This window comes from Escherichia sp. TW14182 (genome assembly GCF_000208525.1).
Lineage (GTDB): Bacteria > Pseudomonadota > Gammaproteobacteria > Enterobacterales > Enterobacteriaceae > Escherichia > Escherichia ruysiae.
The window spans coordinates 1-12805 of record NZ_AEJZ01000156.1 but is presented as its reverse complement, the minus strand read 5'-3'; the positions used below and the strand labels follow the sequence as shown (position 1 = coordinate 12805).

Here is a 12805-nt window from a genome sequence, read left to right as displayed (position 1 = left end):
CGGATAAGGCGTTCACGCCGCATCCGACAAACAATGCCAAAACTGATTACCCGGCCTTCACCATTTTACCTTTCAACAATTTCCGTACCCATAACCGATTCGGATTTAACGCCGCCAGCGTACTGGCATCCATCGGAATCGGTTCGTCGCTCATCTGCGCCGCCAGAATTTCGGCACACAGCGGGGCAGAACACAAACCACGCGAACCCAAAGCTGCAAGCATAAACAGATCGTCATAAACCGGCGCGCTTACCGCCTCATCTTTCTGTTCCGCCAGCGAGGCATATTCCGCGAGCGTTGCGTCATAATCGGGAACATTGCCCACCATTGGCAGATGATCGCGGGTGGCACAACGCACACCGCAACGAGCCTCTTTTTCACTGACATCGACTTCTGTCGCCCATTGCGCCTGTGGGAAACAATCAATCAACCGCTGGCGATTCTGCTGCTGATCATCTTCACTGTACGTCGTATCTTCACTACCGCGATGGTAACTGGCGCCGATACAATGATGCTGATTTGCCGGATTTTGCGGCGTGAGATAACCGTCATAACACAGCACCTGCTTCAGTTTCGCCAGTTCCGGTGTTGTCGGAATATGGCTAACCTGACCGGCAACTGAATACACCGGCAGAGGCGATGTTTGGCTGAAACGGCTAATTTGATGCCCGTTCGCCAGTACCACCACACTATGCGTCGCTTGCTTATCACCTGCAAAATTCAGCAACCAACAGTCATCCTTATGGGATAAGTCCTGTAACTGGTGTTGATAACGAATCTGTAAACCTTGCTGTTGCGCCAGTTCCAGCACATTACGGGTCAGTTCTGCCGGGCACAACCAGCCACCTTGCGGATATGTAATACCGCCGCAATTTGTTACTACACCTGTAACGCCTTCAACCTCATTCGCCCCGACTGCAACAGCCAGATCTGCGGGTAAATCCATCGACAGCATCTGCGCGATTTTATGCTGGCTTTTCTCATCCCAGCCTAACTGCGTGACGCCGCACCAGTCATGATCAAATTTAACGGGCAATAAATCGTAAAGCCGACGAGCAAAAGTAAACGCATTAGAGAAAAAGCGGTTCAGCGCCTCATCATGTTTGCTTAATAACGGATACAGCGCCCCCTGGCGATTGCCGGAAGCACCCAGTGCAGGGGCATCATCCGCGCAATAAAGCGTTACCTGCCAGCCGCGACGCAACAGCGCCAGAGACAATAACGCGCTGGCGATACCGCCGCCGATAACTGCGGCTTCCCGTTTGCTGCTGCCTGTACGGTTAAACCACGGCGTGGAGGAGGGGAGTGGTAATGTCTGTTCCATTACGCCGCAAAGCATTTCCCGTTTTCGCCCAAAGCCCTTACGCTTTTGCATTGTGAATCCGGCTTCCTGCAAACCGCGACGGACAAATCCGGCAGAAGTGAAGGTCGCCAGCGTGCCGCCAGGACGCGCCAGACGCGCCATGGCATTAAACAGGTTTTGCGTCCACATATCCGGGTTCTTCGCGGGCGCAAAACCGTCCAGAAACCAGGCATCCACTTTTTGATTCAGCGAATCGTCCAGTTGGCTGGTCAGTTCGTTAATGTCGCCAAACCATAAATCCAGCGTTACGCGTCCTTCATCGAGCAATAAACGATGGCAACCGGGTAAGGGTAAAGGCCACTGCGTCTGGAGTTGTTCCGCCCACGGCGCCAGTTCCGGCCAGTGTTGATGCGCTAACGCTAAATCAGCACGGGTGAGGGGAAATTTCTCAAAACTAATGAAATGCAATCGCTGCAATTGTGCCTGCGGATGCGCCTGGCGAAACTGATCAAATGCCTGCCACAGCGTCAGGAAGTTTAATCCGGTGCCGAAGCCGCTCTCGGCTACCACAAACAGAGGATGTGGATGAGCAGGAAAACGTGCCTCTAATTGGTTACCCCCCAGAAAGACATAACGCGTCTCTTCCAGTCCGTTATCGTTGGAAAAATAGACATCGTCAAAATCTCGGGAAACAGGTGTACCCTCAGCATTAAATTCGAGGTTGGCAGGTTGTATTGCGTAGTGTTTCACGTAAGTTACTCGTCTTACAGGCGGTGGCTCGATCTTAGCGATGTGTGTCAGGCTGCGCAAATTTCTCTATAAATTGTCTGATCGGACTTGTTCGGCGTACAAGTGTACGCTATTGTGCATTCGAAACTTACTCTATGTGCGACTTACAGAGGTATTGAATGAAACGTGCAGTGATTACTGGCCTGGGCATTGTTTCCAGCATCGGTAATAACCAGCAGGAAGTCCTGGCATCTCTGCGTGAAGGACGTTCAGGGATCACTTTCTCTCAGGAGCTGAAGGATTCCGGCATGCGTAGCCACGTCTGGGGCAACGTAAAACTGGATACCACTGGCCTCATTGACCGCAAAGTTGTGCGCTTTATGAGCGACGCATCCATCTATGCATTCCTTTCTATGGAGCAGGCAATTGCAGATGCTGGCCTCTCCCCGGAAGCTTACCAGAATAACCCGCGCGTTGGCCTGATTGCAGGTTCCGGCGGCGGTTCCCCGCGTTTCCAGGTGTTCGGCGCTGACGCAATGCGTGGCCCGCGCGGCCTGAAAGCGGTTGGCCCGTATGTGGTCACCAAAGCGATGGCATCTGGCGTTTCTGCCTGCCTCGCCACACCGTTTAAAATTCACGGTGTTAACTACTCCATCAGCTCCGCGTGTGCGACTTCCGCACACTGTATCGGTAACGCAGTCGAGCAGATCCAACTGGGCAAACAAGATATCGTGTTTGCTGGCGGCGGCGAAGAGCTGTGTTGGGAAATGGCGTGTGAATTCGACGCAATGGGTGCGCTGTCTACCAAATACAACGACACCCCGGAAAAAGCCTCCCGTACTTATGACGCTCATCGTGATGGTTTCGTTATCGCTGGCGGCGGTGGTATGGTCGTGGTGGAAGAGCTGGAACACGCTCTGGCACGTGGCGCCCACATCTACGCTGAAATCGTTGGCTACGGCGCAACGTCTGATGGCGCAGATATGGTTGCTCCGTCTGGTGAAGGTGCGGTTCGCTGCATGAAGATGGCGATGCACGGCGTTGATACCCCAATCGACTACCTGAACTCTCACGGTACTTCAACTCCGGTTGGCGACGTGAAAGAGCTGGCGGCTATCCGTGAAGTGTTCGGCGATAAGAGCCCGGCGATTTCTGCAACCAAAGCAATGACCGGTCACTCACTGGGCGCGGCGGGTGTGCAGGAAGCTATCTACTCTCTGCTGATGCTGGAACACGGCTTTATCGCCCCGAGCATCAACATTGAAGAGCTGGACGAACAGGCGGCGGGTCTGAACATCGTGACCGAAACAACCGATCGCGAACTGACTACCGTTATGTCTAACAGCTTCGGCTTCGGCGGCACCAACGCCACGCTGGTAATGCGTAAGCTGAAAGATTAATAGATAGAGTCGGTCGGATAAAACGCGTCAGCGTCGCATCCGACACTAACGCAAAAGGGAGCCTGATGGTTCCCTTTTTCACATCATTGACAATTGCCGCCTGTTCCAGGCAAACTTCCCGCTTTGTCGATTTCCTTCTGAAAAGACGTAAGCGTTAAATCCTGCCAACGCACCGTAACCCTGAAACCAGAGAGATGAGACGGGGAAATTCCTCGCCTTGCGCTGCATTCTGGAGTAATGCATGACTGCTGTAAGCCAAACAGAAACACGATCTTCTGCCAATTTTTCACTCTTTCGTATCGCCTTTGCGGTTTTTCTAACTTACATGACTGTAGGGTTACCGTTGCCGGTTATCCCGCTGTTTGTTCATCATGAACTGGGCTATGGCAACACCATGGTCGGGATTGCCGTCGGCATTCAGTTTCTGGCTACGGTGCTGACGCGTGGCTACGCCGGGCGGCTGGCCGATCAATATGGCGCAAAACGTTCGGCGCTTCAGGGGATGTTAGCTTGTGGTCTGGCTGGCGGCGCGCTGCTGCTGGCGGCGCTTTTACCCGTCTCTGCACCGATTAAATTTGCTCTGCTGGTCGTTGGGCGTTTAATTCTTGGTTTTGGTGAAAGTCAGTTACTGACGGGGGCTTTGACATGGGGATTAGGCATTGTCGGACCGAAACACTCCGGTAAAGTGATGTCCTGGAACGGAATGGCCATTTACGGCGCACTGGCAGTCGGTGCACCGCTTGGCTTACTGATTCATAGCCATTATGGTTTTGCCGCACTGGCGCTTACTACAATGGCATTGCCGTTACTGGCGTGGGTCTGCAATGGCACAGTACGCAAAGTACCGGCAATGACGGGAGAACGCCCATCGCTGTGGAGCGTTATCGGGCTTATCTGGAAACCAGGACTAGGTCTGGCGCTTCAGGGGGTTGGCTTTGCGGTTATCGGGACTTTTGTTTCGCTCTACTTTGCCAGCAAAGGATGGGCGATGGCGGGCTTTACGCTCACAGCCTTTGGCGGCGCCTTTGTCGTTATGCGCGTGATGTTTGGCTGGATGCCAGATCGTTTTGGCGGCGTGAAAGTGGCGATTGTCTCTCTGCTGGTGGAAACGATAGGCTTGTTGTTGCTCTGGCAGGCGCCGGCCGCGTGGGTCGCATTAGCGGGCGCGGCGTTAACCGGAGCCGGATGTTCGCTTATTTTCCCTGCGCTGGGCGTGGAGGTGGTTAAACGTGTTCCTTCCCAGGTTCGCGGTACTGCGCTCGGCGGCTATGCCGCGTTTCAGGATATCGCCCTCGGCGTTTCCGGGCCGCTGGCGGGAGTGCTGGCGACCTCGTTTGGCTACTCTTCGGTATTTCTTGCTGGGGCGATATCGGCGGTGCTGGGGATTATCGTGACGATACTGTCGTTTCGCCGGTGTTAACTCACCAGCCAAACCAACATCACAACGATGACGACGAATAATATCCACAAGCTGGGGCGCATTGACATTTTTTGTATCGTGTCAATGAATGGGGTAAAGGGATTGAACAGCGGTTGAATATTACGCGGTTCAATGCCTTTCACCCGCCGCTGATAGAGCTGGTTAAGGATATCCTCGGCCTGTGCAGAAGTCAGGGCTGAATGCGTAGAAAGGCCATACTTTTGCTCAACATAGGTCGATAATACCGTCAGCTCGCTGGCATCCAGTGGCTGTTTTAGCGCCATCTGGAGCGACTCCAGCGTCGGTGTGTGTTGCTGACTTAACGCCTGACGCGCCTGTAACCAGGTGACGAGATGGTTAAACTGTTTCGCCGGAATCAACTCGCCATCTTTCACCCCTGAAAGTTCCAGCATCGATTGCCAGATCTGTTTACTGGGTTCCCCCGTGGCTGCCGCGAGTTTTGTGACCAGTTGCTTGAGCGTATTGTGCTCTGCTGGTAATAAAGGTCGCTCGGTCGCCTGGCGCTGTTGCGGCTGTGGGATAACCATCTTCCCTTCTTGTAGCAGAGTCAGGACGGTTTTTAATTGCTCCGGTGAGAGTTGATTCAGAGGTGTCTGGCCAAAATTATGCCGGATATAATCCGTGACGGCCTGACGATTATTCCCCAGACGTAAATATTCCCCCAATTGAGCCAGAAGTTGGCGGACAGAATAACTTTTTTGCGCAGACAGCAGACGTTGCGCAAGGTTTTGTTCTGCGGCCGGGAAGTGGCGTGAAAGCAAAGGTGAATCACCCGGCAGACCGATATCGTGCTTTATATTGGCCCACAATTCCGCTCTCTGCTGTTGTGTCAGCGAAGTTATTTTGGTCATCAAACTTTCCAACGCGGTACGTTGCAAGCTGGATAAAGGTTGATTGCCTGCGCCAGACGACAGGTTATCCCCCTGCCCTGGTGGTTGCGCAGGAGGAAGGCCTGAAAGAGGTTGTATCATTATGTATCCTTATACCTGAAATCATCGCAAGTATGCCTGGCCGCGAGATTATGGCACACTTATCCGGTTAACTCTCGTTCTCATACAGGTAGCACAAACGTGAAAATCCTTGTTGATGAAAATATGCCTTATGCCCGCGAATTATTTAGCCGTCTGGGTGAGGTGAAAGCGGTTCCGGGGCGTCCAATTCCAGTCGCTGAACTGGATGATGCAGATGCGCTGATGGTGCGTTCAGTCACAAAAGTGAACGCGTCGCTGCTGGCGGGGAAACCGATAAAATTTGTTGGCACTGCCACGGCAGGGACAGACCATGTTGATGAGGCATGGTTGAAGCAGGTGGGGATTGGTTTTTCTGCGGCACCTGGCTGTAATGCGATTGCGGTAGTGGAATACGTTTTCTCGTCATTGCTGATGCTTGCCGAACGCGATGGATTTTCACTGCATGACCGTACCGTGGGGATCGTGGGCGTCGGTAATGTCGGTCGTCGATTACAGGCGCGGCTGGAGGCGTTGGGGATTAAAACTTTGCTTTGCGATCCGCCACGCGCCGATCGTGGGGATGAGGGGAATTTCCGTTCTCTTGATGAGCTGGTTCAGCACGCCGATGTTCTGACTTTCCATACACCGCTCTTTAAAGATGGGCCGTACAAAACGCTACATCTGGCGGATGAAAAACTGATCCGTAGCCTTAAACCTGGAGCGATCCTGATTAACGCCTGCCGTGGCGCAGTCGTCGATAATACCGCCCTGCTGACCTGCCTGAACGAAGGTCAGAAATTAAGCGTGGTGCTGGATGTCTGGGAAGGCGAACCGGAACTCAACGTGGAACTGTTGAAGAAAGTGGATATCGGCACGCCGCATATTGCCGGTTATACCCTGGAAGGAAAAGCGCGCGGTACTACGCAAGTGTTTGAAGCCTATAGCAAGTTTATTGGTCATGAACAACACGTTGCGCTGGATACATTGCTGCCAACGCCAGAGTTTGGTCGCATTACGCTGCATGGCTCGCTCGATCAGCCAACGCTGAAAAGGCTGGTGCATTTGGTGTATGATGTGCGCCGCGATGACGCACCGCTGCGTAAAGTCGCCGGAATACCGGGTGAGTTTGATAAACTGCGCAAAAACTACCTTGAGCGCCGTGAATGGTCGTCTCTGTATGTGATCTGTGATGACGCCAGCGCGGCGGCATTACTGTGTAAACTGGGTTTTAACGCCGTTCATCATCCGGCACGTTAATCTCTTCTTCATGCTCTCTGCTGTAATATCGGCAGGGAGTTTTGCTATTTCTGGAGTAAACCACCATGTCTGAAGGCTGGAACATTGCCGTCCTGGGCGCAACTGGCGCTGTGGGCGAAGCCCTGCTTGAAACGCTGGCTGAACGTCAGTTCCCGGTTGGGGAAATTTATGCACTGGCACGTAACGAAAGCGCAGGCGAACAACTGCGCTTTGGTGGTAAGACAATCACCGTGCAGGATGCCGCTGAATTCGACTGGACGCAGGCGCAACTGGCATTTTTTGTCGCAGGCAAAGAAGCGACCGCTGCCTGGGTTGAAGAAGCGACCAACGCGGGTTGTCTGGTGATCGACAGCAGCGGATTGTTTGCTCTCGAACCCGACGTACCGCTGGTGGTGCCGGAAGTAAACCCGTTTGTACTGACCGATTACCGCAACCGGAATGTCATCGCCGTACCGGACAGCCTGACCAGCCAGTTACTGGCGGCACTGAAACCGTTAATCGATCAAGGCGGCTTGTCTCGTATCAGCGTCACCAGCCTGATTTCTGCCTCCGCCCAGGGTAAAAAAGCGGTCGATGCGTTAGCGGGGCAGAGCGCGAAACTGCTGAACGGCATTCCGATTGATGAAGAAGATTTCTTTGGGCGTCAGCTGGCGTTCAACATGCTGCCCTTATTGCCGGATCGCGAAGGTAGCGTGCGCGAAGAACGCCGTATCGTCGATGAAGTGCGCAAAATCATGCAGGACGAAGGACTGATGATCTCGGCAAGTGTTGTTCAGGCACCGGTATTTTACGGTCATGCCCAGATGGTCAATTTTGAAGCACTGCGTCCGCTGGCGGCAGAAGAAGCGCGTGATGCGTTTGCTCAAAGCGAAGATATTGAGCTTTCTGAAGAGAATGAATTTCCAACGCAGGTGGGCGATGCTTCCGGGTCGCCGCATCTTTCTGTTGGTTGCGTGCGTAATGACTATGGTATGCCGGAGCAAATTCAGTTCTGGTCGGTGGCTGATAACGTTCGCTTTGGCGGCGCATTGATGGCAGTGAAGATCGCTGAAAAACTGGTGCAGGAGTACCTGTACTAATGTCCGACCAGCAACAACCGCCAGTTTATAAAATTGCGCTGGGCATTGAGTACGACGGCAGCAGATATTACGGCTGGCAACGGCAGAACGAAGTTCGCAGCGTGCAGGAGAAGCTGGAAAAGGCGCTCTCGCAGGTGGCGAATGAACCGATCACCGTCTTCTGCGCCGGGCGTACCGACGCAGGCGTACACGGCACCGGGCAGGTTGTGCATTTCGAAACGACCGCGCAGCGCAAAGACGCTGCGTGGACGTTGGGCGTAAATGCGAATTTACCTGGTGACATCGCCGTGCGTTGGGTTAAAGCTGTACCCGATGATTTTCATGCCCGATTTAGCGCCACGGCTCGCCGTTATCGCTACATCATCTACAATCATCGCCTGCGCCCGGCAGTGCTGAGTAAAGGGGTAACCCACTTTTACGAACCGCTGGACGCCGAACGGATGCATCGGGCTGCGCAATGCCTGCTGGGCGAGAATGATTTCACCTCGTTTCGCGCGGTGCAATGTCAGTCCCGAACGCCGTGGCGCAACGTTATGCATATCAACGTCACGCGTCACGGTCCTTATGTGGTGGTGGATATCAAAGCGAATGCCTTTGTACACCATATGGTGAGGAATATTGTAGGCAGCCTGATGGAAGTCGGTGCCCACAACCAGCCAGAGAGCTGGATAGCAGAGCTGTTGGCGGCAAAGGACAGAACGCTGGCGGCAGCAACGGCGAAAGCGGAAGGTCTATATCTGGTTGCGGTGGATTACCCTGACCGGTTTGATCTTCCAAAGCCGCCAATGGGCCCGCTATTTCTGGCGGACTAACGAGAATAATGCTCTGAACATTTCAGGCCGTAGCCAACGCAGTTACGGCCTGAAAGAGTAAGAGCAAAAGGCATAGGCAATTATGGACCTGATTTATTTCCTCATCGATTTTATCCTGCACATTGATGTGCATCTGGCGGAGCTGGTCGCAGAGTATGGCGTCTGGGTTTATGCCATCCTGTTTTTGATTTTGTTCTGTGAAACCGGTCTGGTGGTGACACCGTTTCTGCCGGGAGATTCGCTGCTGTTTGTCGCTGGAGCACTGGCTTCGCTTGAAACCAACGATCTCAATGTTCATATGATGGTCGTACTGATGTTAATTGCCGCGATTGTTGGTGATGCGGTCAACTACACCATCGGGCGATTGTTCGGCGAGAAATTATTCAGTAATCCGAACTCGAAAATTTTCCGCCGTAGCTATCTCGACAAAACGCATCAGTTTTATGAGAAACACGGTGGCAAAACCATTATTCTTGCCCGTTTTGTGCCAATCGTCAGAACGTTCGCCCCGTTCGTTGCGGGGATGGGCCACATGTCGTACCGTCATTTCGCCGCTTACAATGTGATCGGCGCGCTGTTATGGGTACTGCTTTTTACCTACGCAGGCTATTTCTTCGGTACAATCCCAATGGTTCAGGATAACCTTAAACTGCTGATCGTCGGGATTATTGTGGTTTCCATATTGCCGGGCGTCATCGAAATTATCCGTCACAAACGCGCTGCGGCACGCGCCGCAAAATAAAGTAACTCGGCGGTTCGACCACTTTTTTATCCAAAGTTTCGGGCTGTTATGTTTTAATGTGCAACATTGATGGTCTGTTGGGGGCAAAAATGGCATTATGCGTCCCCAAAGATAAAACTGGCATCGAACCAGGTTCAGACAGAAAGGTCCCTAATGAGCTGGATTGAACGAATTAAAAGCAACATTACTCCCACCCGCAAGGCAAGCATTCCTGAAGGTGTGTGGACTAAGTGTGATAGCTGCGGTCAGGTTTTATACCGTGCAGAGCTGGAACGTAATCTTGAGGTCTGTCCGAAGTGTGACCATCACATGCGTATGACGGCGCGTAATCGCCTGCATAGCCTGTTAGATGAAGGAAGCCTTGTGGAGCTGGGTAGCGAGCTTGAGCCGAAAGATGTGCTGAAGTTCCGTGACTCCAAAAAGTATAAAGATCGTCTGGCATCAGCACAGAAAGAAACCGGCGAAAAAGACGCGCTGGTCGTAATGAAAGGCACCCTGTATGGAATGCCGGTCGTTGCTGCTGCCTTCGAATTTGCCTTTATGGGCGGTTCAATGGGATCCGTAGTGGGTGCTCGTTTTGTGCGTGCCGTTGAGCAGGCGCTGGAAGACAACTGCCCGCTTATCTGCTTTTCCGCCTCTGGTGGCGCACGTATGCAAGAGGCGCTGATGTCGCTGATGCAGATGGCCAAAACCTCTGCGGCACTGGCGAAAATGCAAGAGCGCGGTCTGCCGTACATTTCCGTGCTGACCGATCCGACCATGGGCGGTGTTTCTGCAAGTTTCGCGATGCTTGGCGATCTCAATATTGCTGAACCGAAAGCGTTGATCGGCTTTGCCGGCCCGCGTGTGATTGAACAGACCGTTCGCGAAAAACTGCCGCCGGGATTCCAGCGCAGTGAGTTCCTGATCGAAAAAGGCGCGATCGACATGATCGTCCGTCGTCCGGAAATGCGCCTGAAACTGGCGAGCATTCTGGCGAAGCTGATGAATCTGCCAGCGCCAAATCCTGAAGCGCCACGTGAAGGCGAAGTGGTGCCACCAGCACCGGATCAGGAACCTGAGGCCTGATAACTGATAAGGGCAGGGCCGCTGGCTCTGCCCTTTTGCTATTATCCCCGTAATGAATCAGCGGATACCATGATTATCAAACGCACACCTCAAGCCGCGTCGCCTTTGGCTTCGTGGCTTTCTTATCTGGAAAACCTGCACAGTAAGACTATCGATCTCGGCCTTGAGCGCGTAAGCCAGGTGGCAGCGCGTCTCGGCGTTCTGAAACCAGCACCGTTTGTGTTTACCGTCGCGGGTACTAATGGCAAAGGCACAACCTGCCGCACGCTGGAATCGATACTCATGGCGGCAGGGTACAAAGTGGGTGTTTACAGTTCGCCGCATCTGGTGCGTTATACCGAGCGCGTTCGTGTGCAGGGCCAGGAATTGCCGGAATCGGCTCACACCGCCTCTTTTGCTGAGATTGAATCGGCACGCGGTGATATTTCCCTGACCTATTTTGAATACGGCACGTTGTCGGCGCTGTGGCTGTTTAAACAGGCGCAACTTGATGTGGTAATTCTGGAAGTGGGGCTGGGTGGTCGTCTGGATGCCACCAATATTGTCGATGCTGATGTGGCTGTGGTGACCAGCATTGCGCTGGATCATACCGACTGGCTGGGGCCAGATCGCGAAAGCATTGGTCGCGAGAAAGCGGGGATCTTCCGCAGTGAAAGACCGGCGATCGTTGGTGAACCTGAAATGCCGTACACCATCGCCGATGTAGCGCATGAGAAGGGCGCACTGTTGCGACGTCGAGGCGTAGAGTGGAATTATTTCGTCAGCGACCATGGCTGGTCGTTTACTGACGCAAACGGTACGCTGGAAAACCTGCCGTTACCGCTTGTCCCACAACCGAATGCCGCAACGGCGCTGGCTGCGCTGCGTGCCAGCGGTCTGGAGGTCAGTGAACAGGCAATTCGCGATGGCATTGCCAGCGCAATTTTGCCGGGACGTTTCCAGATTGTGAGCGAGTCGCCACGCGTCATTTTTGATGTCGCCCATAATCCCCATGCGGCAGAATATCTTACCGGGCGTATGAAAGCGTTACCGAAAAACGGGCGCGTACTGGCAGTAATCGGTATGCTACATGATAAAGATATTGCTGGTACATTGGCCTGGTTGAAAAGCGTGGTGGATGACTGGTATTGTGCGCCACTGGAAGGGTCGCGCGGTGCCACGGCAGAACAACTGCTTGAGCATTTGGGTAACGGCAAATCATTTGATAGCGTTGCGCAGGCATGGGATGCCGCAATGGCAGACGCTAAACCGGAAGATACCGTGCTGGTGTGTGGTTCATTCCACACGGTCGCACATGTCATGGAAGTGATTGACGCGAGGAGAAGCGGTGGCGAGTAAGTTTCAGAATCGGTTAGTTGGCACAATAGTGCTGGTGGCGCTGGGAGTGATTGTGCTGCCAGGGCTGCTGGACGGGCAGAAAAAACATTATCAGGATGAGTTCGCGGCAATCCCGCTGGTGCCTAAAGCGGGCGATCGTGATGAGCCTGATATGATGCCAGCCGCTACCCAGGCATTGCCGACACAGCCGCCGGAAGGGGCTGCAGAGGAGGTGCGTGCGGGCGATGCTGCGGCACCTTCGCTCGATCCGGCAATCATTGCAGCCAATAATACCGAGTTTGAACCGGAACCTGCACCGGTCGCTCCGCCGAAGCCGAAACCGGTGGAACCGCCTAAACCGAAAGTGGAAGCACCTGCGCCGAAGCCAGAACCGAAACCGGTCGTGGAGGAAAAAGCTGCACCGACGGGTAAAGCGTATGTTGTGCAACTGGGGGCGCTGAAAAATGCCGACAAAGTGAATGAGATTGTTGGTAAATTGCGCGGTGCGGGATACCGGGTTTATACGTCGCCGTCAACGCCAGTACAGGGTAAAATTACCCGTATTCTGGTTGGGCCGGATGCCTCGAAAGAGAAGCTGAAAGGCTCGCTGGGTGAGCTGAAGCAACTTTCTGGCTTAAGCGGCGTGGTAATGGGCTATACGCCGAATTAATACGGTTTTGCCTGATGCGACGCTGGCGCGTCTTATC

At 53.6% G+C, this 12805-nt stretch carries 11 protein-coding genes; 9 read left to right on the top strand and 2 right to left on the bottom strand.

Annotated elements, in window-relative coordinates:
- Positions 1–46: 46 nt before the first annotated feature.
- On the bottom strand, positions 47–2053 hold the full coding sequence (gene mnmC / locus EQY_RS0113810; protein WP_000683538.1) for a bifunctional tRNA (5-methylaminomethyl-2-thiouridine)(34)-methyltransferase MnmC2/FAD-dependent 5-carboxymethylaminomethyl-2-thiouridine(34) oxidoreductase MnmC1: 2007 nt from the start codon (positions 2051–2053) through the stop codon (positions 47–49).
- A 158-nt stretch (positions 2054–2211) separates the two neighbouring features.
- On the opposite strand from mnmC, the gene fabB reads away from it, so the two are divergent.
- Both fabB and EQY_RS0113800 read left to right on the top strand, forming a co-directional pair.
- Positions 2212–3432: a beta-ketoacyl-ACP synthase I gene (gene fabB, locus EQY_RS0113805; protein WP_000817178.1), complete on the top strand. Its 1221-nt coding sequence runs from the start codon at positions 2212–2214 to the stop codon at positions 3430–3432.
- Positions 3433–3673: 241 nt separating this feature from the next.
- Complete coding sequence (locus tag EQY_RS0113800) at positions 3674–4852, top strand: MFS transporter (protein ID WP_000127793.1); 1179 nt, start codon at positions 3674–3676, stop codon at positions 4850–4852.
- Here EQY_RS0113800 and flk read toward each other — a convergent pair.
- Positions 4849–5844 (bottom strand): flagella biosynthesis regulator Flk, encoded by a 996-nt coding sequence (gene flk, locus EQY_RS0113795; RefSeq protein WP_000615849.1) that lies wholly within the window; start codon positions 5842–5844, stop codon positions 4849–4851. The genes EQY_RS0113800 and flk overlap by 4 nt on opposite strands.
- A gap of 99 nt (positions 5845–5943) precedes the next feature.
- Between flk and pdxB the strand changes: the two genes are divergently transcribed.
- The 7 genes from pdxB (at position 5944) to dedD (ending at position 12768) form a co-directional block, all read left to right on the top strand.
- A complete protein-coding gene (pdxB, locus tag EQY_RS0113790) occupies positions 5944–7080 on the top strand; it encodes a 4-phosphoerythronate dehydrogenase PdxB (protein ID WP_000699161.1) in 1137 nt (378 codons plus the stop codon).
- A 65-nt stretch (positions 7081–7145) separates the two neighbouring features.
- Positions 7146–8159, top strand: a complete 1014-nt coding sequence (locus tag EQY_RS0113785) for an aspartate-semialdehyde dehydrogenase (RefSeq protein WP_001289156.1) — start codon at positions 7146–7148, stop codon at positions 8157–8159.
- Positions 8159–8971: a tRNA pseudouridine(38-40) synthase TruA gene (gene truA / locus EQY_RS0113780; RefSeq protein WP_001283597.1), complete on the top strand. Its 813-nt coding sequence runs from the start codon at positions 8159–8161 to the stop codon at positions 8969–8971. The genes EQY_RS0113785 and truA overlap by 1 nt, the downstream gene beginning before the upstream one ends.
- Before the next feature lie 82 nt (positions 8972–9053).
- On the top strand, positions 9054–9713 hold the full coding sequence (locus tag EQY_RS0113775) for a DedA family protein (protein ID WP_000364335.1): 660 nt from the start codon (positions 9054–9056) through the stop codon (positions 9711–9713).
- A gap of 153 nt (positions 9714–9866) precedes the next feature.
- The gene (accD, locus tag EQY_RS0113770; RefSeq protein WP_000118402.1) at positions 9867–10781 is read left to right on the top strand and encodes an acetyl-CoA carboxylase, carboxyltransferase subunit beta; all 915 of its coding nucleotides are present in this window, start codon (positions 9867–9869) and stop codon (positions 10779–10781) included.
- A gap of 69 nt (positions 10782–10850) precedes the next feature.
- Positions 10851–12119, top strand: coding sequence for a bifunctional tetrahydrofolate synthase/dihydrofolate synthase (folC, locus tag EQY_RS0113765; RefSeq protein ID WP_000584590.1), 1269 nt, complete (start codon positions 10851–10853; stop codon positions 12117–12119).
- Complete coding sequence (gene dedD, locus EQY_RS0113760; protein ID WP_000146983.1) at positions 12109–12768, top strand: cell division protein DedD; 660 nt, start codon at positions 12109–12111, stop codon at positions 12766–12768. The genes folC and dedD overlap by 11 nt, the downstream gene beginning before the upstream one ends.
- Positions 12769–12805: the final 37 nt, after the last annotated feature.

What these genes read in the sequence shown, in the direction of transcription:
- EQY_RS0113775 (WP_000364335.1), top strand. Translation starts at nt 9,054, where the DNA reads ATGGACCTGATTTATTTCCTCATCGATTTTATCCTGCACATTGATGTG.
- fabB (WP_000817178.1), top strand. Translation starts at nt 2,212, where the DNA reads ATGAAACGTGCAGTGATTACTGGCCTGGGCATTGTTTCCAGCATCGGT.
- accD (WP_000118402.1), top strand. Translation starts at nt 9,867, where the DNA reads ATGAGCTGGATTGAACGAATTAAAAGCAACATTACTCCCACCCGCAAG.
- folC (WP_000584590.1), top strand. Translation starts at nt 10,851, where the DNA reads ATGATTATCAAACGCACACCTCAAGCCGCGTCGCCTTTGGCTTCGTGG.
- EQY_RS0113800 (WP_000127793.1), top strand. Translation starts at nt 3,674, where the DNA reads ATGACTGCTGTAAGCCAAACAGAAACACGATCTTCTGCCAATTTTTCA.
- EQY_RS0113785 (WP_001289156.1), top strand. Translation starts at nt 7,146, where the DNA reads ATGTCTGAAGGCTGGAACATTGCCGTCCTGGGCGCAACTGGCGCTGTG.
- truA (WP_001283597.1), top strand. Translation starts at nt 8,159, where the DNA reads ATGTCCGACCAGCAACAACCGCCAGTTTATAAAATTGCGCTGGGCATT.
- flk (WP_000615849.1), bottom strand. Translation starts at nt 5,844, where the DNA reads ATGATACAACCTCTTTCAGGCCTTCCTCCTGCGCAACCACCAGGGCAG.